Genomic DNA, 19,148 nt, shown 5'->3' with positions numbered 1-19,148 from the left:
GCCGGCCCGCTCACGCGGCTCGCGCCGGGCCCGCGCTTTCCGCTTCCTGTTCGGCCCGCGCCACCTCGCGCGCGGCCGCCATGAAGCTGTCCGGATTGAGCGAGATCGAATCGATGCCCTGCCGCACCAGGAAGCGCGCGAACTCCGGGTGGTTGCTCGGCGCCTGGCCGCAGATGCCGATCTTGATGCCGGCCGCATGGGCCCGCTCGATCGCCAGCGCGATGAAGGTGGTGACCGCCTCGTTGCGCTCGTCGAACAGCCGCGCCAGGTCGGCCGAGTCGCGGTCCACGCCCAGCACCAGCTGCGTCAGGTCGTTGGAGCCGATGGAAAAGCCGTCGAAGCGGCGCGCGAACTGCTCGGCCAGGATCACGTTGGACGGGATCTCGCACATCATGTAGACCTGCAGGCCGTTCTCGCCGCGGCGCAGGCCGTTGACCGCCATCACCGCCAGCACGCGGTCGGCCTCGTCCGGCGTGCGGCAGAACGGAATCATCACCACCACGTTGGCAAAGCCCATGTGCTCGCGCACCCGGGCCAGCGCCCGGCACTCCAGCGCGAAGCCGGGCTGGTAGCGCGGGTCGTAGTAGCGCGAGGCGCCGCGCCAGCCGATCATCGGGTTCTCTTCCTTCGGCTCGAAGGCCGCGCCGCCCAGCAGGCCGGCGTATTCGTTGGTCTTGAAGTCGCTCAGGCGCACGATCACAGGATGCGGATGGAAGGGCGCGGCCAGCCGGGCCACCCCGCGCGCCACTGTCTGCACGAAGTAGTCGGCGCCGTCGGCGTAGCCGCGCGAGAGCAGCTCCAGCTCGCGCCGCTGCTGCGGATCGGCCACCCGCTCGGGCTGCAGCAGCGCCATCGGGTGGGCCCGCACCACGTTGCTGACGATGAACTCCAGCCGCGCCAGCCCGACGCCCCTGGCCGGCAGCCGCCACCAGCGCAGCGCCGCGCCGGGGCTGGCCATGTTGACCATGATGTCGGTGCGCGTCTGCGGAATCGCCGCCAGGTCGATCTGCTGCGTCTCGTAGGGCAGCACGCCCTCGTAGACCACGCCCTGCTCGCCCTGCGCGCACGACAGCGTCAGGGCGTCGCCATCGCGCAGTGTGGATGTGGCGCGGCCGGTGCCGACCACCGCCGGCACGCCCAGCTCGCGGCTGACGATCGCGGCATGGCTGGTGGTGCCGCCGTGGTCGGTGACGATGCCGGCGGCCCGTTTCATCACCGGCACCCAGTCCGGGTCGGTGGTGGCCGTGACCAGGATGGCGCCGTCGCGAAAGCGCGCGATGTCGGCGGCGCTGCGGATCACGCAGGCGGTGCCGGTGGCGATCGCCTCGCCGATGGCGGCGCCGGTGAGCAGCGCCCGGCCGCGCGCCTTCAGCCGGAAGCTGGTCAGCACGCCGGCCGAGCGCGCCGACTGCACCGTCTCGGGCCGCGCCTGCACCAGGTACAGCTCGCCGGTCTCGCCGTCCTTGGCCCACTCCATGTCCATCGGCCGGCCGTAGTGCGACTCCACCGCCACCGCCCAGCGCCCCAGCCGCACGATCTCGGCATCCGACAGCACGAAGGCCTGCCGCTCCTCGCGCGTGGTCGGCATCAGCACGGTGCGGGCGCTGCCGCCGCTGGCGTACACCAGCTTGTCCTGCTTGCCGCCCAGCGTCTTGTCGATGATGGGCGCCAGCCGCGGGTCGGCCAGCAGCGGCTTGAACACCACGTACTTGTCGGGATCGACCGTGCCCTGCACCACCGTCTCGCCCAGGCCCCAGGCGGCGCTGATGACGGCCACCCGCGGGAAGCCGGTCTCGGTGTCGATCGAGAACATCACGCCGGAGCCGGCCAGGTCGGAGCGCACCATCTGCTGCACGCCGATCGACAGCGCCACTTCCAGGTGGTCGAAGCCGCGGGCCTGCCGGTAGGCGATGGCGCGATCGGTGAACAGCGAGGCGTAGCAGCGGCGGCAGGCGTCCAGCAGCTCGCGCTCGCCGCGCACGTTCAGGAAGCTTTCCTGCTGGCCGGCAAAGCTGGCGTCCGGCAGGTCTTCGGCGGTGGCGCTGGAGCGCACCGCCACGACAACTTGCTCCACGCCGCAGCGCCGCGCCAGCTCGCGGTAGGACTGCCGGATGGCGTCCGCGATCGGCGCCGGGAATTCGCCGTCCAGGAACAGCCGGCGCGCCGCTTCGCCGGTGGCCTGCAGCGTCGCCTGGCCGCGCGCCTGCGCGGCCAGCAGCGGCCGCAGCCGCGCGGCGATGCCGTTGGCCTCGACATAGGCGCGGTAGGCGTCGGCGGTGGTGGCGAAGCCGTCCGGCACCCGCACGCCGTGCGCGGCCAGGTTGCGGATCAATTCGCCCAGCGACGCGTTCTTGCCGCCGACCCGCGGCACGTCGGCGTTGACCAGGGTGTCGAACCAGGCGACCGCAGCGCGGTCAGCGGCGGGCGCGGCCATGGGCAGCACCGCGGCTCAGGCCTGGCGGGCCGGTTGGGCTTGCGCCGCGTCGCCGGCCGGCTGCGGCGGCATTGACGCCGGCTCCAGAGCGGCGCCGAAGTCCAGCAGTTCGCCGGTGCCGCTGCCGTCCTCGATCGAGCGGGCCAGCAGCGCGATGCAGCGCACCGGCGGGCGGCCCAGCAGGCGGGCGATCTCGGCGAAGGCGTTGGACGCGCCGGCCGCGTTCATGGTGGCGATCACCGCGACCCGCTGCAGCCGTTCTCGGTGGATGGCGACGAAGCTGCGCATCGGGCCGGCCAGCCGGTACATCCAGATCGGCGCGATCAGCACCACCGTGCGGAAGGACCCGGGATCCGGTCCGTTGTAGTGGATTGCCGGCTGGCGCCGCAGCAGCGAGTCCAGCACGCAGCGCAGCGTGCCGCGCGGGCCGGACTCGGCGATCTCGCCCAGCGCCCAGCCGCGGTGCGAGCACAGCAGGCGGGCGGCGCGGCGCGATATGCCGGTGTACGAGTAGCAGACGACCAGGGTGCTGTCCATGGGCTCTCCTCAGGTTGCGGCTTCAGTGTCGGGCGCAGCGGCGCCGGCGCCCTTGCGGCAGATCAATGACGGCGGCGAAGCCGCCGCGGCCGGGCTGCTTGACCTCGCGCAAGCCCGGCGCCGCGGCGCGCCAGAGAATGGCGGCATGCCCGCCATCCTGACCGTCACGCTCAACCCGGCGGTGGACCTGTACACCAGCACCCCGCGGGTGGAACCCACGCACAAGCTGCGCTGCGGGCCGGCGCTGCTGCATCCGGGCGGCGGCGGCATCAACGTGGCCCGCGTGCTGACCCGGCTGGGCATCGACGCGCTGGCGCTGCATGCAGCCGGCGGAGCCACCGGCCGCCTGCTGGCCGAGCTGCTGCAGGCCGAGGGGGTGCGCAGCCACGCCATCCCGATCGCCGGCGAGACCCGCCAGAGCTTCTCGGCCCACGAGCAGGCCAGCGGGCTGGACTACCGCTTCGTGCTGCCGGGGCCGCAGCTGGCCGAACGCGAATGGCAGGCCTGCCTGGACGCGGCAGCGGCGCAGTCCGTGGACGGCGCGCTGGCGGTTGCCAGCGGCAGCCTGCCGCCGGGCGCGCCGACCGATTTCTACGCCCGGCTGGCGCGGCGGCTGGCCGACGTCGGCGTGCGGCTCGTGCTCGACACCTCGGGCCCGGCACTGGCGGCGGCGCTGCAGGCCGGCGTCTACCTGGTCAAGCCCAGCCTGCGCGAACTGAGGGAACTGACCGGCACCGCCCTGGACACGCCGGCGCAGCAGCTCGCCGCCTGCCGCGCCCTGGTGCGGCTGGGACAGGCCGAGGTGGTGGCGCTGTCGCTGGGCGCCGAGGGCGCGCTGGTCGTCAGTGCGCAGCAGGCCTGGACGGCGGCGGCGCTGCAGGTCCCGGTGGCCAGCACCATCGGCGCCGGCGACAGCTTCGTCGCCGGCCTGGTGGCCAGCCTGGCCGGCGGCGCCGGCCTGCGCGACGCGCTGGCGCGCGGCAGCGCCGCGGCCGCCGCCGCCCTGCTCACCAGCGGCACCGCCCTGTGCCAGGCGGACGATGTGGCGCGGCTGTTGCCGCAGGTGCGCGTGCGGGCGCTGGAATGACGCATCGCGCGCCGGCGCTTGGCATCACGCCGCCGCCACCAGTGCCTTGAGCGCCGCCTCGTCCAGCGTCTCATGCTCCAGCAGCGCCTTGGCGCAGCGCTCCAGCACGTCGCGCCGCTGCGCCAGCAAGGCGGTGGAGCGTTCGAACGCATCCATCACGATGGCCCGCACCGCCTCGTCGATGCGCTGCTGCACCGCCGGGCTGATGCGGGCGCCCGGCTGCAGCTCGCCCGGCAGCTCCAGGAAGCGAGGCGGCGGCGCCTCGTAGGCCACGTAGCCCAGGCCTTCGTCCATTCCGTAGCGCGCCACCATGTCGCGCGCGATGTCGGTGACCTTGGCCAGGTCGTCCGCCGCGCCGGTGGTGAGCTGGCCGAACACCAGTTTTTCCGCCGCGCGCCCGCCCAGCAGCACCATGATCTTGCGCTCCAGCTCCTCGCGCGTCATCACGAAGCGGTCCTCGGTCGGCCGCTGGATGGTGTAGCCCAGCGCGCCGATACCGCGCGGAATGATCGAGACCTTGTGCACCTGGTCGGTCCCCGGCAGCGACAGCGCCACCAGCGCGTGGCCCATCTCGTGGTACGCCACCACCTCGCGCTCGCGCGGGTTGAGCACCCGGTTCTTCTTCTCGAGGCCGGCGACGATGCGCTCGATCGCATCGGTGAAGTCCACCAGCGCCACGTCCGGCGCCCCGCGCCGGGTGGCGGCCAGCGCCGCCTCGTTGCACAGATTGGCCAGGTCGGCGCCCGAGAAGCCGGTGGTCAACGCCGCCACCTGCTCCAGGTCCAGGCCGGCGGCCAGCCGGATCTTGCGCACGTGCACCCGCAGGATCTGCACCCGGCCGATCTTGTCGGGCCGGTCCACCAGCACCTGGCGGTCGAAGCGGCCGGCCCGCAGCAGGGCCGGGTCCAGGATCTCGGGACGGTTGGTGGCGGCCAGCAGCACCACGCCCGCCGACGTGTCGAAGCCATCGAGTTCCACCAGCAGCTGGTTGAGCGTCTGCTCGCGCTCGTCGTGGCCGCCGACCAGGCCGCCGGCGCCGCGCACGCGGCCCAGCGCGTCGAGCTCGTCGATGAAGATGATGGCCGGCGCCCTGGCCCGCGCCTGCTCGAACAGGTCGCGCACGCGGGCCGCGCCGACGCCGACGAACATCTCGACGAACTCGCTGCCCGAGATGCTGAAGAAGGGCACGCCGGCCTCGCCGGCAACGGCCTTGGCCAGCAGGGTCTTGCCGGTGCCGGTCGGTCCGACCAGCAGCACGCCCTTGGGCATGTGGGCGCCGAGCCGGCCGTAGTCGGCCGGGTTCTTCAGGAAGGAGACGATCTCCTGCAGCTCCGCCTTCGCCTCGTCGACCCCGGCGACGTCGGCGAAGGTGACGCCGGTGTCCTTCTCGACATAGACCTTGGCCCGGCTCTTGCCGATGTTCATGAAGCCGCCGAGCGGCCCGCCCTGCCTGTCCACCATCCGCCGGAACACGAAGTACCAGAGGCCGAAGAACACCGCCGCCGGCCCCAGCCAGGACAGCAGCTCGCGCAGCACGGTGCTCTCGATCACGCGGGTGTAGGGGACGTTGTACTTCGCCAGCCGCTCGGCCAGCGCCGGCTCCACCCGGTTGGCGACGATCAGCGTCTTGCCGCCGGCATCGGGCTCCTTCAGCCGCCCGGAGATGGTGGTTTCCCCGATCGTGACCTCGGCCACCCGGCCCTGCGCCAGCGCCTGCTCGAATTCGCTGTACGGCACCGGCGCGATCGTGCGCGAGGCCTGCCACAGCCCTTGCAGCCACAGCAGCAGCAGCGCGGCCACCACCCAGTAGCCGACATTCCACTGCAGCTTGGGATCGGCGTCGACGCGTGCCGGGGCGGGCATGGGGTCTGCGTCAGTAGGAAGCGGCCGGCTCGCCGGCCCCAGCGCCGGCAGCCTCCTTCTTCGGCGCGTCGGCGATCATGCAGTCGACGGTCAGGATCAGGCTGGCGATCGAGCCGGCGTTTTGCAGCGCCAGCCGCGTCACCTTGGCCGGATCGATCACGCCCATCTCCAGCATGGCGCCGTACTCGCGGGTGGCGGCGTTGTAGCCGTAGCCTGGATCGGCCGCCGCCTGCACGCGCTCCAGCACGATCGACGGCTCCTCGGCGGCGTTGCTGACGATGCGGCGCAACGGCTCCTCCAGCGCCCGGGCGACGATCCTGGAGCCGCACTCCTGGTCCATGTTGGGCAGCGCGATGCCGGCCAGCACCCTGCGCGCGCGCAGCAGCGCGACGCCGCCGCCGGGCACGATGCCCTCCTCCACCGCGGCGCGGGTCGCATGCAGCGCGTCTTCCACCCGCAGCTTGCGTTCCTTCAGTTCGGTCTCGGTGGCGGCGCCGACCTTGATCACGGCCACGCCGCCGGCCAGCCGGGCGATCCGTTCGTCGAGCTGCTTGCGGTCGTATTCGCTGGCCAGGCCCTCGCGCTCCTTCTTCAGCGCCGCGATCCGCTCCTTGATGCGCGCGGGATCGCCGGCGCCGCCGACCACCGTGGTGCTGTCCTTGTCGACCTCCACCCGGCGCGCCCGCCCCAGGTGCTCGAAGGCGGCCTTCTCCAGCGTCAGGCCGGCCTCGGCCGAGATCACCTGGCCGCCGGTGAGCAGCGCCAGGTCCTGCAGCGTGGCCTTGCGCCGGTCGCCAAAGCCCGGCGCCCGCACGGCGCAGGTCTTGATGACGCCGCGGATGCCGTTGACCACCAGCGTGGCCAGGGCGTCGGCCTCCACATCCTCGGCGATCACCAGCAGCGGCGTGCCGGCCTTGGCCACCGACTCCAGCAGCGGCACCAGCTCCTGCAGGCCGCTGAGCTTCTGGTCGTACAGCAGGATGGCGACATCCTCCAGCACCGCCGACTGGCGCTCGGCGTTGTTGACGAAATAGGCGGACAGGTAGCCGCGGTCGAACTTCAGGCCCTCCACCACCTCCAGCTCGCTGGCCAGGCCGGAGCCGTCCTCGATCGACACCGCGCCCTCGCGCCCGACCTTCTCCATCGCCCGGGCCACCAGCTCGCCGATCGAGCGGTCGTTGTTGGCCGAGATGGCGGCCACGTGCGCGATCTCGCGCGAGGTGCTGCAGGGCTGCGCGATCCTGGCCAGCTCGGCCACCACCGCCTCGATCGCGCTGTCGATGCCGCGCTTGAGGTCCATCGGGTTCATGCCGGCCGCCAGGTACTTCAGGCCCTCCTGGATCATGCCGTGCGCCAGCACCGTGGCAGTGGTGGTGCCGTCGCCGGCCATCTCGCTGGTGCGCGCCGCCACCTCGCGCAGCAGCTGCGCGCCCATGTTCTCGAAGCGGTCCTCCAGCTCCACCGCGCGCGCCACCACCACGCCGGAATTGACGATCTGCGGCGGCCCGAACTCGCGGTCCAGGATCACGGTGCGCCCGCGCGGGCCCAGCGTCACGCGCACCGCCGCCGCCAGGGTGTCGACGCCGCGCCGCAGGCGGTCGCGTGCATCCTGCCCGAACATGAGTTGCCTTGCTGTCATGGTGAGATCTCCTGGTGGTGGCCGCTCAGCCTGCGTCCCGCCGCCCCGCGTGGGGCTCGTGCCAGGGCTGCGGACCCTCGTGGTCGCCGTGCAGGTGCGCCGGCGTGCGGGCCTGCAGCGAGCGCACCTGCCGCTCCAGCGTGTCGATGCGCGCCAGCAGGCGGTACAGCAGCGCCATGGTGAACAGGTCCAGGTCGTAGTCCAGCCGCATGCTGCGGGCTTCCCGCAGCGGCCCGATGCAGGCGGCGCTGAACAGCGGCTGGCCGGGCTGGACCGGTTGCACCGGCACCAGCGCGCCGTAGTCCACCAGCTCGCCCAGGTCTTCCAGGCCGATGCCGCTGGCCTGCGCCAGCTCGGTCAGCGGCAGCGGCATTCGCGCATCGATCCAGGTCCGGTCGTTGAACGGGTTCATGGTCGTTCTCCGGGGCGCGCCGGCTCAATGGATCTCCAGCGCGTGCTGCAGCCGGGCCTGCTCCAGCAGCTCGCGGACCTCGTCGTCGCCCACCTGGGCAAATTCCCGGTACCACAGTCCCACCGCCCGGAACGGGCTGGGCGTGGCCGGGCAGACCACCGCGTCGGCGACATCGGCCAGCTGCGCGCAGCTCTGGGGCGAACCGACCGGGGCGGCCGCGACCAGCAGGGCCGGGTGCTGCTGGCGGATCGCCTCCAGCGCCACCCGCATGCTGGCGCCGGTGGCCAGCCCGTCGTCCACCACGATCACACTGCGCCCGCGCAGCGGCGCCGCCGGGCGGTTGCCCCGGTACAGCCGTTCGCGCCGCACCAGCTCGTCCTGCTCGCGGGCGATCAGCGCAGCCAGCACGGCCGGCTCGATCTCGTCGTCCGGCAGCGGGTTCATCACCCGCACTCCGCCGCTGGCGATGGCGCCGATGGCGTATTCCTCATGGCCGGGATGGCCGAGCTTGCGCACCACGCACACGTCCAGCGGCGCCGCCAGCGCGCGCGCCACCTCGTAGCCCACCGGCACGCCACCGCGCGGCAGCGCCAGCACCAGCAGGCCGGAACGCCCGCGGTATTGCTCCAGCCGCTGCGCCAGCGCGCGGCCGGCGTGGCGGCGGTCGCGATAGGGAAGGTCCATTTCGTTCATGGTGAAGGCTCCTGCACTCGCATGCCAGCGTATGCCGGCCCGGACGCTGAGGCCTTGCGTTGCATCAAGACCGGACCGCACGGCGCGTCCGCCAGGCTCGCCCGTCGCCCTTGATCCGGCGCAAGCCGCGCCGGCAGCGCGGGGGCTAGAGTCAACCGGCATGCCGTGGACTGCCCAGCACTACCCACCCGCGATGCGCGCCCTGTCGCCCCTCGCGCGGCAGAAGGCGATCGCCATCGCCAATGCCATCCTGGCGGAAGGCGCCGACGAGGGGAAGGCGATCCGCATCGGCATCGCCAAGGCCAGGCAATGGGCTGCGCAGGTCGGGGCGCCGGAAGGCGGAGGAGCGCTCCCCTGGCGCGACGATCCCTTCGACACCTAGGCGGCCGGCCCTTGCGGCAGGTCAAGGCGGCGGCCGGCGCCGCATCCTAGTCTGCTTCACGGTACGGACGACCGGTCCGCGCGGAAGGAACGAGCCATGACGAGCACCATCCGGTTTCGCCTCAACGGGCGGCCCGCGGCGCTGGACGCCGAGCAAGGCGCCGTGCTGCTGTGGGCCCTGCGCACCAGCTTGCAGCTCACCGGCGCCAAGCACGGCTGCGGCGCCGGGCTGTGCGGCGCCTGCACGGTGCTGGTGGACGGCAAGGCGGTGCGCTCCTGCATCACGCCGCTGGCCCGGGTGGCCGGCAAGGAGGTGGTCACGATCGAGGGGCTTGCCCAGGACGGCAGGCTACATCCGCTGCAGCAGGCCTTCATCGAGCACGACGCATTCCAGTGCGGCTACTGCACCCCGGGCATGGTGCTGGCGGCGCAATCGCTGCTGAACGCCAATGCCGCGCCCTCGCGCGACGAGATCGCCGCCCACCTGGACCAGAACCTGTGCCGCTGCGGCGCCCACCAGCGCATCGTCGATGCGGTGGAGAGCGCCAGCCGCCAGGACGGAGGCCGGTCATGAGCGCCGCGCCGCTGTGGCGCCGCCGCGAGTTCTTGGCCCTGGCCGGCGGCAGCATCGTGATGCTGGTGGGGCTGGGTCCGCGCCATGCCGCGGCGCAACGCGGCTGGCCGGCCTACCCCGAGGACTTCAATGCCTACCTGGTGATCGGCAAGGACGGCCGCGTCACGGTGTTCTCCGGCAAGATCGAGATGGGCCAGGGCGTGCTGACCTCGCAGGCGCAGATGATCGCGGAAGAACTGGGCGTGGCGCTGTCCTCGATCGACATGGTGCTGGGCGACACCGACCGCTGCCCGTGGGACATGGGCACCTTCGGCTCGCTCACCACCCGCATGTTCGGGCCGGCGCTGCGCGCCGCCGGCGCCCAGGCCCGGCTGACGCTGCTGGCGCTGGCAGCGCAGCGGCTGGGCGTGCCGCGGTCCCGGCTGGTGGTGCAGGACGGCGTTGTCTCCGTGACCGGCGATCCCGGCCGCAAGGTCAGCTACGCGCAGCTGTCGCAGGGCGCGCGCATCGCCAAGGTCGTGGACGACAAGGCGGTGCTGCGCGCGGCCTCCGACTTCAGCGTGATGGGCCGCTCGCCCAAGCGGCTGGACGGCGTGGACAAGGTCACGGGCGCGGCCCGCTACGCCGCCGACATCCGGCTTCCCGGCATGCTCTACGCGCGGCTGCTGCGCCCGCCCATGCACGGCGCCAGGCTGGCGCGGCTGCAGACCGCCGCTGCCGAGGCCGTGGCGGGCACGCGGCTGGTGAGAGACGGCGGCCTGGTGGCGGTGCTGCACGCCGACCCGGAACTGGCCGCGCTCGCGCTCGGCAAGCTGCAGGCGGAGTGGGAGCTGCCCGCTGCCGGGCCGACCACCGACACCATCTTCGAGCACATCCTGGCGACCCCGGCCGACAGCCGGATCACCACCGACCGGGGCGACATCGCGGCCGGGCGCGGCGCGGCGGCGCGCGTGTTCGAGGCGAGCTATCGCAAGGGCTACGTCGCCCACGCGCCGATCGAGCCGCATGCGGCGCTGGCCGACGTGCGGGGCGGCAAGGCGACGCTGTGGGCATCCACCCAGACGCCCTTCCCGACCCGCGACCTGGTCGCCCAGGCGCTGGGCCTGCGACCGCAGGACGTGCGGGTGATCACACCCTACGTCGGCGGCGGCTTCGGCGGCAAGAGCGCCGGGCCGCAGGCGGTGGAGGCGGCGCGGCTGTCGCAGCTGGCCGGCAAGCCGGTGCAGGTGGCGTTCAGCCGCGAGGAGGAATTCTTCTACGACACCTTCGATCCGGCGGCGGTGGTGAAGATCGCCTCGGGCCTGGACGCCGGCGGCCGGATCGCCTTCTGGGACAGCGTGGTGTACGCGGCCGGCGAGCGCGGCTCGGCGCTGTTCTACGACGTGCCCAACCTGCGCACCCGGCTGGTCGGGCGGACGGCGGTGGGCGAGGAAGCGGCCCGCGCCGGCATGCATCCGTTCGCCACCGGTCCCTGGCGGGCGCCCGGTGCCAACATGAACGTGTTCGCCGTCGAGTCGCAGATCGACACGATGGCCGCCGCCGCCGGCGTCGACCCGGTGGCGTTCCGGCTGCGCCATCTGAGCGACCCGCGGCTGCGCAGCACGTTGCAGGCCGCGGCCGACGCCTTCGGCTGGAAGCCGGCTGCCGGCCCGAGCGGGCGCGGCGTCGGCGTCGCCTGCAGCGTCGACGCCGGCAGCTGCGTCGCCACCATGGCCGAACTGAAGGTGGACCGCGCCAGCGGGGCGGTGAAGGTGCTGCGGATGGTGTGCGCGCAGGACATGGGCATCGTGGTCAACCCCACGGGCGCCCGGATGCAGATCGAGGGCGGCCTGGCGATGGGCATGGGCTACGCGCTGGCCGAGGAACTGCGCTTCGAGGGCGGCCGGATCCTGGACCGCAACTTCGACAGCTACCGGATCCCGCGCATCGCCGACGCGCCGCGCATCGAGGCCGTGCTGGTGAAGAACGACGCGCTGGCCCCGCAAGGCGGCGGCGAGCCGTCGATCACGACCGCCGGCGCGGTGGTGGCCAATGCGCTGTTCGACGCCACCGGCGTGCGCATGGCCCGCCTGCCGCTGACGCCGCAGCGGGTGCTGCAGGCGCTGGCGCAGGCCGGCCGGGCCTAGCGCGCGTAGGCCTCCAGCACGTACCTGCGCACCATGCGGTGGCTGTTGAAGAAGGAGCCGTTGTGGGCGATGGTGCTGCGCGTGAGCTCGGTCCACTGCGCCGGCCGCTGGTAGAACAGCGGCAGCACCTGCTCCTCCAGCTTTGAGTACAGCGACAGCGCATCGGCGCCGCTGTCCTCCGGACCCTGCCCGCCGACCGCCCAGCCGGTGACGCCTTCGGCGCAGCCCTCGATCCACCAGCCGTCCAGCACGCTCAGGCTGGGCACGCCATTGAGGGCGGCCTTCATGCCGCTGGTGCCGGAGGCCTCCAGCGGCCGCTGCGGCGTGTTCAGCCACACGTCCACGCCGGCCACCATCAGGCGGGCCAGCTCCAGGCCGTAGCCGGGCAGGAACACCACCGGCAGCTCGGCGCCGAGTTGCTGCGCGAAGCCGAGCAGCCGCTCGATCTCGCGCTTGCCCTCCAGGTCGTGCGGGTGCGCCTTGCCGGCCAGCAGCACCTGCAGCGGATAGCGCCCGGCGATCCGGCGCAGCCGCTCCAGGTCGGCGAACAGCAGCTCCGGACGCTTGTAGGCCGTCATGCGGCGGGCGAAGCCCAGGGTGCAGCGCTCCGGCCGCAGTGCCGCCCCGCCCGGAAATTCCGCGGCGCGCTCCAGCAGCAAGCGCTTGGCCGCGGCATGGGCGGCGGCGATCTCCGGCAAGGCGATCCTGTTGGCCATCATCAGCCGCTCGGGCTCGTGGCACCAGTGCGGCACGTGCCGTGCGTACAGCAGCCGGTGGGCGTCCGACGCCCAGGTCCACGGATGCACGCCGTTGCCGATGGCATGCACGGTGTAGCCGGGAAACATGCCGCTCGCGGTCTCGGCATGCCGCTGGGCGACGCCGTTGACCCAGCCGCTCAGGCTCAGGGCCAGCCGCGTCATGTTGAGCCGCTCGTCACCGGCCAGCGTGCGCAGCAGCGGCTCCTGCACCATCGACCCGAGCTCGGCCAGCGCCAGCGGATAGGCGAACTGGTCATGGCCGGCCGGCACCGGCGTATGGGTGGTGAAGACGCACTGCCGCCGCACGGCGGCCAGCGCCTCCGGCGCCGCGGGCGACTGCGCCGCCGCACAGCGCATGCGCAGCAGCTCCAGCGCCAGCAGGGCGGCATGGCCCTCGTTCAGGTGGTAGCGGGTGACCTGCACGCCCAGGGCCGCCAGCATGCGCACGCCCGCGATGCCCAGCACCATCTCCTGGCGCAGCCGGTAGCGCTCGTCGCCGCCGTAGAGGAAGTCCGTCAGCCTGCGGTCCTCGGGAGCGTTCTCGGGCAGGTCGGTGTCCAGCAGCAGCACCGGCACCGGCGGCGCGCCGTCGGAGCGGCTGGTGACGAGGTAGCGCCAGGCGCCGACCCACACCCTGCGCCCGCCCATGTCCAGCGGCACCTTGGCGGCGACCGGCTCGGCGAAGCGCGCGGGTTCCCACGGCTCGGGCCGCTCGACCTGCATCCCGCCGGCGATCTCCTGGCGGAAATAGCCCTGCCGGCTGACCAGCGTCACCCCGATCAGGGCCACCGCCAGGTCGGCGGCGCTCTGCAGCATGTCGCCGGCCAGCACGCCCAGGCCGCCGCTGTAGGTGGGCACCGCCGGGTCCAGCGCGATTTCCATCGAGAAGTAGGCCACCCGCGGCAGCCGGTCGGCCGCGTCGTTCATCGGCAAGGTCTCACGCTCGAGCAACGCATGGGCGGATGTTGCAACGGGACGGGCCGGCGCGCTTGACCCACATCAATGCCGGCCGCGAAGCCCAGGCCGCATCGCAAGGGCGGGATTGAGCCAGATCAACCTGCCACGCCGCGCCGGCGCCCATAGTTGGCTCGCATCGTTGCTTCCACACCGCATGACCCTGCCCCCCGATTCCTGCGAGCCCGCGACCGAGGTGATCCAGCTGCCGCCGCCGCGTCAGCAAGCCACCCCCCGGCGCGAGGGCGAGGCGCACGTGCCCGGGCAGCTCGCCTTCGAGACCGACCCGCTGCCCCTGGCCGAGGTCTCGGACATGCTGTGGGCCGCGTGGGGCACCCGCCGTCCCGGCAGCTGGGGCCGGAGCGCGCCGCCGATGGGCATCTGCCAGGAGGTGACGGCCTATGTGCTGCTGCCCGACGGCGCCTACCGCTACGACCCACAGGAGCACCAGATGCTGCTGGTGAGCCCGCACGACCTGCGCCACTGCGCCGGCCACCTGCAGTCCGGCAGCTATGCGCCGCTCGACCTGGTATACGCGGTCGGCTTCTGCCCGGTCTGCGCCGACAACGACGAAGAGCATGGCATCGCCCCCTGCGCCGACGTCGGCCAGATCGTGGAGAACGTGTCGCGCCACTGCGGCGACGCCGGGCTCGCCTCGGAAGTGCACGGCCTGGTCAACCGCTCCCAGCTGGTGCGCGCACTGGGCCTGACGCCCAGGCAGCGGATCGCGCTGGTGCAGGCGATCGGCAACGCCAGCCCGCGCATCCCGGCCGCCTGACGGCCGCCCGGCGCACGCTTGCGTCACGCCGCTGCCGGATACGCGCGCTCGAAGGCGCCGATGAATTCCTGCAGCTGCGCCGCCGGCAGCCGGTCGATGCCCGCCGCTGCGGCCCGGCCTCCGCCGCTGGGGAAGGCGCGGCACAGGCTATCGGCGCCCTGCGGGCTGCGCAGCGGCGCGCGCACGCTGGCCAGCAGCAGCCCGGGACCGGCCGGGCGCAGCACCGCGTGCGCCGCCTGCGGTGCGCGCAGGCTGAGCGCGTTGGCGAAGGCGCCCTGCACCCGTCGGCTCCACGCTGCATCGGGCAACAGGTAGACGCTGCCGCCGGCCAGCACGGCATGCGGCGCGATCTCCGCCGCGTGCGCCAGGTCGTCGCGCTGGCGCAGTGCCAGCGCGCCGGCCAGCGGGTCCTGCGCGATGAACGCCAACGGGCTCGCGTAGGGCCTGATCCGCTGGTACAGCTGCGCCGGCGGCAGCAGCAGGTCGGCCTCGCAGTCGCCGTAGGCGTTGTAGTTGATCGCCTCGCCGAGCACCCGCAGGGAGTCGAGCGCGGCCGGCTGCAGGCCGGCCGCCAGTGCCAGCGCCTGCGCGGTGGCGGGCAGGTTGTCGCCCCAGGCGCCGACCAGCGCCCACAGCCGGTGCGCTCCCGCCAGCTGCCGGTCCACCAGCACGCTGGTGCACATGCCCGGCGCCGTGTCGATGTGCAGTTGCAGCAGCGGATGGGCCGGCAGTTCGCCGGCAAAGTGGTGGTCGAAGTACTCGATCCGCACGCCGCGCGCCAGCAGCTCCAGCAGCGCCGTCCGGTTGCGCTCCAGCGAGACGTCCAGCACCGTGGCCGAGTCGCCCGCCTGCGCCGGCACCCGCTCCAGCAGCGCGATGTCGCGCTTGATGCCGGTGACCAGCACGCCCGGCCGCGGATCGGCCAGCCGCAGCTGCTGCAGCGCGCAGATGCCGTCGGCGTCGCCGTTGAACACGTCGTAGTGGGCCATCGCCCGGGCTTCAGGACAGCCAACCGGCGCGCAACGGGAACGACGCCGTCACCCGCGTGCCGCGTCCCGGCGCCGACTCGATGGCCAGCGTCGCGCCGACCAGGCTGGCGCGCTCCTGCATCGACACCAGGCCGAAGTGCCGGGCGCGTTCGGCCGGCGCCCGGGAGCGCTCGACGTCGAAGCCGCGCCCGTTGTCGGCCACCGAGAGCAACAGCTGGTCGCCCTCCAGCACCAACGCCACCGAGATCTCGCTGGCCCGCGCATAGCGCGCCGCGTTGGTCAGCGCCTCCTGCGCGATCCGGAAGCAGGCCGTTTCCACCTCGTCGGGGAAGCGCTGCTCGCCGACGCTGCCGTGGTAGCCGGCCGACCAGCCGGCGACGGCGGCCTGCTGCCCCAGCATCCATTCCAGCGCGGCGTCCAGCCCCAGGTCGTCCAGCACCGACGGCCGCAGGTTCATCGCCAGCCGCCGCGTGTGCTCGATCGCCTCGTTGACCAGCTCCGTGCAGCCCTCCACCGCGGCGCTGGCATGCTCCTTTGCAGCGTCGGCAAGCCGAATCCGCATGAGCGTCAGCAGTTGCCCGAGGTCGTCGTGCAGCTCGCGGGCGATGCGTCCGCGCTCGTCTTCCTGGGCCTGGATCAGCCGCGCCGACAGCTCCTGCAGCCGCTCCTTGGCCTCGACCAGTTGCGCGTTCGCGCGGGTCAGCTCCTGGGTGCGGGCGGCGACTTCCGCTTCCAGCCGGCCATTGAGCTCGCGCAGCTGCTGCTGCACCCGTATCCGCTCCTGCACCTGGGCGCGCAGCGCCTCCTCGGCCAGCCTGCGCTCCGACAGGTCGCGCGTGACCTTGGCATAGCCCTGAAGCTGGCCGTCCGCGTCCCGCAGCGGCGTCAGCGCGACGCTGGCCCAGAAGCGCGAGCCGTCGCGCCGCACCCGCCAGCCCTCGTCGTCGAAGCGGCCGGCCTCGGCGGCCAGGGCGAGCACCTTGCGCGGCTGGTCCTTGGCGATGTCTTCGGCGCCGCTGTAGAAGACCGAGAAGTGCCGGCCGATGATGTCCTGGGGCGCATAGCCCTTGATGCGCTGCGCCCCGGCGTTCCACGTGCGGACCCGGCCTTCGGGGTCGAGCAGGATGATCGCGTATTCGACCACGCTCTGCGCCATCAGGTCGTCGAGCTTGCGCTGCGTGATGTCGGAGAAGAGCACGCCCACGCAGTTCGCACTGGCGGCGCCCCACCGGAACGCGCGCACCTCGTACCAGCGGCCCTGGCGCTGCGAGCGCTGTTCGATCTGCAGCGCCTGGCCGCTGCGTGCCACGCCTGCGAAGGCCTCGACCCATTGGGCGGCCGCCTCCGGCGCGATCTCGCTGATGCGCCGGCCGGCGACGGCCACCAGGCCGGACTGCCGTTCGAAGGCATCGTTCACCTCGCGCAACACGCAGTCATGCGGTGCTCCCGCCTCGTCGAACAGCACCTCGACGACGCAAAAGCCCTCGGCCATGTTGTCGCACAGCAGGCGGTACATGGAATCGGTCCGAACTTCTTTGTTCTTCATGTCGCTCCCCATCGGGCACGAGCAGCTGACACGTCGTGACCGCTAGCGAGCCCCCAGCCTCATTGTGGGTCAGCAGCGGGCTGCAAGCTGCAAACGAATGTAGTTGCCACCACCCCCGGCCAAGGTTCTGAGGCCGCTCGATAGCGGGCGCGCCTTTCCGACCGATGAGTGAGGGGAGTTGGACGCTGCGGGCCGGCGCTAGGGGGTTGCGGCGCCGCGGCCGTAGGAGCGCGCCGCTGCTGCAACTCCACATGCGAGACACTGTCGGGCCTGAAACCATCGATCCCTGTTGAGGAAGCCGGCGGAACCCGAGCTCCTGCCCGACACTGACGCCATGAGAAGCAAACTGTTCGTTCCCGGCTCGCGGCCGGAGCTGTTCGACAAGGCGCTGGCCGGCGAGGCCGACGCCATCTCGATCGACCTCGAAGACGCGGTGGTCGAGGCCCGCAAGGCCGAGGCGCGCGGCGCCGTCGGCGCCTGGCTGCGCGCCAACCCCGCCGCCGGCCGCGGCAAGATCCTAATCGTGCGCGTCAACGCGATGCACACGCCGCATTTCGAGGACGACGTGCGCGCGGTGGTGCGGCCCGGGCTGCAGGTGCTGAACCTGCCCAAGCCAGACAGCGTGGACCAGGTGCGCGCCGCCTGCGCCGCCATCGTACGGGCGGAGCTGGAGAACGGCGTCGCGACGCCGGTGCGGCTGTTGCTGAACATCGAGACGCCGCGCGCCCTGCGGCTGGCGGCCGAACTCGCGGGCGCCGACCCGCGCGTGATGGGCCTGCAGGTCGGCCTGGGCGACCTGTTCGAGCCGGCCGGCATCGACCGCCGCGAGCCGGGCGCGCTGCAGCAGGTGCTGTTCGCGGTGCGCATGGCGGCCGCCGAGGCCGGCATCGACGCCTACGACGGCGCCTTTGCCGATGTCGCCGACACGCAGGGCTACCTGGCCGAGGCGCAGCTGGCGCGGCGGCTCGGCTTCGCCGGCAAGAGCTGCATCCATCCGAGCCAGGTCGCGCTGGCGAACCAGGCCTTCCGGCCCGGCGACGCCGAGATCGCGCAGGCGCTGCGCATCGTCGCTGCCGCGGCGCAGGCGCAGGCCGGCGGCCAGGGCGCCTTCATGGTGGACGGCCGGATGGTCGACCCGCCCTTCATCCGCCGCGCCCACGCGATCGTCGCTTTGGCCCGCCGCCTCGGCCTGGCGGGCACCGACTGAACACCGGAAGAACATGACAGCCACTTCATCCACCGGCCCCCGCGGCCCGCTGCACGGCATCCGGGTGCTGGACCTGAGCGCCTACATCGCCGGCCCCTACGGCTGTTCGCTGCTGGCCGACCAGGGCGCCGAGGTGATCAAGGTCGAACCGCCCGCCGGCGACACGCTGCGCAAGTACCCGTCCACGCTGGCATCCGAAAGCCGCGCCTTCCTCGGCGTCAACCGCAGCAAGCGCGGCGTGGTGCTGGACCTGAAGGAGCCGCAGGACCTGGACCGCCTGCTGGCCCTGGTGCGCGGGGCCGACGTGCTGGTGCACAACTTCCGCCCGAGCGTGCCGCCGCGCCTGGGCATCGGCTACGAGCAGCTGCATGCGCTGAACCCGCGCCTGGTCTACTGCGCCGTTTCCGGCTACGGAGACAGCGGGCCGCTCAAGGACAAGGCGGGCTACGACCAGGTGCTGCAGACCATGACCGGCATGTGCACGCTGCAGGGCAAGCCCGGCGGGCCGCCGGAGATCCTGTACGGCTCGGTGGTGGACTACTACGCCGCCGCGCTGGTTGCCGGCGGCGTCGCCTCCGCGCTCTACGAGCGCGAGCGCAGCGGCCAGGGCCAGTACGTCGGCGTGTCGCTGCTGCGCTCGGCGCTGGCGATGCAGTCGGCGCGCATGGTCTGGGCCGACGGCGAAGCGCGCGACGTCTTTCGCGACATGCGCTCGGGCGGCATCACCGGCATCCACCCCACCCGCGACGGCTGGATCTACATCTCGGCCAACACGCCGCATTTCTGGCAGGCCCTGTGCGAGAAGGCAGGGCTGGACCAGCTCCTCACCGAGCGCTACGACACGGTGCGCACGCGCGCGCAGCAGCACGGGGAAATCGTGCCGCTGCTGCACGCGGCGCTGGCGCAGCGCTCGGCGCTGGAATGGGAAGCACTGTTCGGCGAAGAGGTGCCGTGCGCCGCGGCCCGCAGCGTGGAGGACATGTTCGACTTCCCGCAGGTGCTGGCGCAGGAGCTGGTCACCACCCTGGATCATCCGGTGGTGGGGCGCTACCGCGCGTTCACGCGCGCGTGGAGCTTCGGCCGCACGCCCGGCCCGGCTCCGTTCGCGGCGCCGGTGCTGGACCAGCATGGCAGCGAACTGCGCGCCGAGGCCGACGCCCTGCGCGAACG

15 protein-coding genes and 1 pseudogene are annotated in these 19,148 nt (G+C 72.8%); 7 read left to right on the top strand and 9 right to left on the bottom strand.

Annotated elements, in window-relative coordinates; translation table 11 throughout:
- Window positions 1-10: 10 nt before the first annotated feature.
- Window positions 11-2,434: a phosphoenolpyruvate synthase gene (gene ppsA, locus ACFPOE_RS17610; protein ID WP_376851591.1), complete on the bottom strand. Its 2,424-nt coding sequence runs from the start codon at window positions 2,432-2,434 to the stop codon at window positions 11-13.
- A 15-nt stretch (window positions 2,435-2,449) separates the two neighbouring features.
- Window positions 2,450-2,971 carry a flavodoxin gene (locus ACFPOE_RS17605; protein WP_376851590.1) on the bottom strand — a complete coding sequence of 174 codons (522 nt, stop codon included), beginning with the start codon at window positions 2,969-2,971 and terminating at the stop codon, window positions 2,450-2,452.
- A 145-nt stretch (window positions 2,972-3,116) separates the two neighbouring features.
- On the opposite strand from ACFPOE_RS17605, the gene ACFPOE_RS17600 reads away from it, so the two are divergent.
- Window positions 3,117-4,058, top strand: coding sequence for a 1-phosphofructokinase family hexose kinase (locus ACFPOE_RS17600; protein ID WP_376851589.1), 942 nt, complete (start codon window positions 3,117-3,119; stop codon window positions 4,056-4,058).
- A gap of 24 nt (window positions 4,059-4,082) precedes the next feature.
- Here the strand turns inward: ACFPOE_RS17600 and ftsH are convergent, their stop codons facing one another.
- From ftsH to ACFPOE_RS17580, 4 genes are read right to left on the bottom strand one after another with little or no spacing between them, the layout of a single operon-like run.
- Complete coding sequence (ftsH, locus tag ACFPOE_RS17595; protein ID WP_376851588.1) at window positions 4,083-5,921, bottom strand: ATP-dependent zinc metalloprotease FtsH; 1,839 nt, start codon at window positions 5,919-5,921, stop codon at window positions 4,083-4,085.
- Between the two features lie 10 nt (window positions 5,922-5,931).
- Window positions 5,932-7,560, bottom strand: a complete 1,629-nt coding sequence (gene groL, locus ACFPOE_RS17590) for a chaperonin GroEL (RefSeq protein WP_376851587.1) — start codon at window positions 7,558-7,560, stop codon at window positions 5,932-5,934.
- A gap of 25 nt (window positions 7,561-7,585) precedes the next feature.
- A complete protein-coding gene (locus ACFPOE_RS17585; protein ID WP_376851586.1) occupies window positions 7,586-7,972 on the bottom strand; it encodes a chaperone modulator CbpM in 387 nt (128 codons plus the stop codon).
- A gap of 24 nt (window positions 7,973-7,996) precedes the next feature.
- Window positions 7,997-8,665, bottom strand: a complete 669-nt coding sequence (locus ACFPOE_RS17580; RefSeq protein ID WP_376851585.1) for a phosphoribosyltransferase — start codon at window positions 8,663-8,665, stop codon at window positions 7,997-7,999.
- 160 nt (window positions 8,666-8,825) lie between these two features.
- On the opposite strand from ACFPOE_RS17580, the gene ACFPOE_RS17575 reads away from it, so the two are divergent.
- From ACFPOE_RS17575 to ACFPOE_RS17565, 3 genes are all read left to right on the top strand, one after another.
- Window positions 8,826-9,047 carry a DUF2188 domain-containing protein gene (locus ACFPOE_RS17575; protein WP_376851584.1) on the top strand — a complete coding sequence of 74 codons (222 nt, stop codon included), beginning with the start codon at window positions 8,826-8,828 and terminating at the stop codon, window positions 9,045-9,047.
- Between the two features lie 96 nt (window positions 9,048-9,143).
- Complete coding sequence (locus tag ACFPOE_RS17570; RefSeq protein ID WP_376851583.1) at window positions 9,144-9,620, top strand: (2Fe-2S)-binding protein; 477 nt, start codon at window positions 9,144-9,146, stop codon at window positions 9,618-9,620.
- A complete protein-coding gene (locus tag ACFPOE_RS17565; RefSeq protein WP_376851582.1) occupies window positions 9,617-11,746 on the top strand; it encodes a xanthine dehydrogenase family protein molybdopterin-binding subunit in 2,130 nt (709 codons plus the stop codon). Before ACFPOE_RS17570 ends, ACFPOE_RS17565 begins: the two co-directional genes overlap by 4 nt.
- On the opposite strand, the gene glgP is transcribed toward ACFPOE_RS17565, so the two are convergent.
- On the bottom strand, window positions 11,743-13,431 hold the full coding sequence (glgP, locus tag ACFPOE_RS17560; RefSeq protein ID WP_376851581.1) for an alpha-glucan family phosphorylase: 1,689 nt from the start codon (window positions 13,429-13,431) through the stop codon (window positions 11,743-11,745). The genes ACFPOE_RS17565 and glgP overlap by 4 nt on opposite strands.
- Before the next feature lie 184 nt (window positions 13,432-13,615).
- Between glgP and ACFPOE_RS17555 the strand changes: the two genes are divergently transcribed.
- Window positions 13,616-14,236: a nitroreductase family protein gene (locus tag ACFPOE_RS17555; RefSeq protein ID WP_376851580.1), complete on the top strand. Its 621-nt coding sequence runs from the start codon at window positions 13,616-13,618 to the stop codon at window positions 14,234-14,236.
- Between the two features lie 23 nt (window positions 14,237-14,259).
- Here the strand turns inward: ACFPOE_RS17555 and ACFPOE_RS17550 are convergent, their stop codons facing one another.
- Both ACFPOE_RS17550 and ACFPOE_RS17545 read right to left on the bottom strand, forming a co-directional pair.
- The gene (locus ACFPOE_RS17550) at window positions 14,260-15,225 is read right to left on the bottom strand and encodes an acetyltransferase (protein WP_376851579.1); all 966 of its coding nucleotides are present in this window, start codon (window positions 15,223-15,225) and stop codon (window positions 14,260-14,262) included.
- 10 nt (window positions 15,226-15,235) lie between these two features.
- The gene (locus ACFPOE_RS17545; protein WP_376851578.1) at window positions 15,236-16,771 is read right to left on the bottom strand and encodes a sensor histidine kinase; all 1,536 of its coding nucleotides are present in this window, start codon (window positions 16,769-16,771) and stop codon (window positions 15,236-15,238) included.
- 334 nt (window positions 16,772-17,105) lie between these two features.
- Between ACFPOE_RS17545 and ACFPOE_RS17540 the strand changes: the two genes are divergently transcribed.
- Together ACFPOE_RS17540 and ACFPOE_RS17535 are read left to right on the top strand one after the other, a co-directional pair.
- Window positions 17,106-17,978: an HpcH/HpaI aldolase/citrate lyase family protein gene (locus tag ACFPOE_RS17540; protein WP_376851577.1), complete on the top strand. Its 873-nt coding sequence runs from the start codon at window positions 17,106-17,108 to the stop codon at window positions 17,976-17,978.
- Window positions 17,979-17,991: 13 nt separating this feature from the next.
- Window positions 17,992-19,095 (top strand): annotated as a pseudogene (locus ACFPOE_RS17535) (CoA transferase); the annotation flags it as partial.
- Window positions 19,096-19,148 lie beyond the last annotated feature (53 nt).

Origin of the sequence: Caenimonas terrae, assembly GCF_042655405.1 — a bacterium.
Taxonomy (GTDB): Bacteria; Pseudomonadota; Gammaproteobacteria; order Burkholderiales; family Burkholderiaceae_C; genus Ramlibacter; species Ramlibacter terrae_A.
This window is presented reverse-complemented; position numbering and strand designations above follow the sequence as displayed.

Coding starts and splice junctions, on each gene's coding strand:
- ppsA (WP_376851591.1), bottom strand. CDS start 2,434: ATGGCCGCGCCCGCCGCTGACCGCGCTGCGGTCGCCTGGTTCGACACC.
- ACFPOE_RS17605 (WP_376851590.1), bottom strand. CDS start 2,971: ATGGACAGCACCCTGGTCGTCTGCTACTCGTACACCGGCATATCGCGC.
- ACFPOE_RS17600 (WP_376851589.1), top strand. CDS start 3,117: ATGCCCGCCATCCTGACCGTCACGCTCAACCCGGCGGTGGACCTGTAC.
- ftsH (WP_376851588.1), bottom strand. CDS start 5,921: ATGCCCGCCCCGGCACGCGTCGACGCCGATCCCAAGCTGCAGTGGAAT.
- groL (WP_376851587.1), bottom strand. CDS start 7,560: ATGACAGCAAGGCAACTCATGTTCGGGCAGGATGCACGCGACCGCCTG.
- ACFPOE_RS17585 (WP_376851586.1), bottom strand. CDS start 7,972: ATGAACCCGTTCAACGACCGGACCTGGATCGATGCGCGAATGCCGCTG.
- ACFPOE_RS17580 (WP_376851585.1), bottom strand. CDS start 8,665: ATGAACGAAATGGACCTTCCCTATCGCGACCGCCGCCACGCCGGCCGC.
- ACFPOE_RS17575 (WP_376851584.1), top strand. CDS start 8,826: ATGCCGTGGACTGCCCAGCACTACCCACCCGCGATGCGCGCCCTGTCG.
- ACFPOE_RS17570 (WP_376851583.1), top strand. CDS start 9,144: ATGACGAGCACCATCCGGTTTCGCCTCAACGGGCGGCCCGCGGCGCTG.
- ACFPOE_RS17565 (WP_376851582.1), top strand. CDS start 9,617: ATGAGCGCCGCGCCGCTGTGGCGCCGCCGCGAGTTCTTGGCCCTGGCC.
- glgP (WP_376851581.1), bottom strand. CDS start 13,431: ATGAACGACGCGGCCGACCGGCTGCCGCGGGTGGCCTACTTCTCGATG.
- ACFPOE_RS17555 (WP_376851580.1), top strand. CDS start 13,616: ATGACCCTGCCCCCCGATTCCTGCGAGCCCGCGACCGAGGTGATCCAG.
- ACFPOE_RS17550 (WP_376851579.1), bottom strand. CDS start 15,225: ATGGCCCACTACGACGTGTTCAACGGCGACGCCGACGGCATCTGCGCG.
- ACFPOE_RS17545 (WP_376851578.1), bottom strand. CDS start 16,771: ATGAAGAACAAAGAAGTTCGGACCGATTCCATGTACCGCCTGCTGTGC.
- ACFPOE_RS17540 (WP_376851577.1), top strand. CDS start 17,106: ATGAGAAGCAAACTGTTCGTTCCCGGCTCGCGGCCGGAGCTGTTCGAC.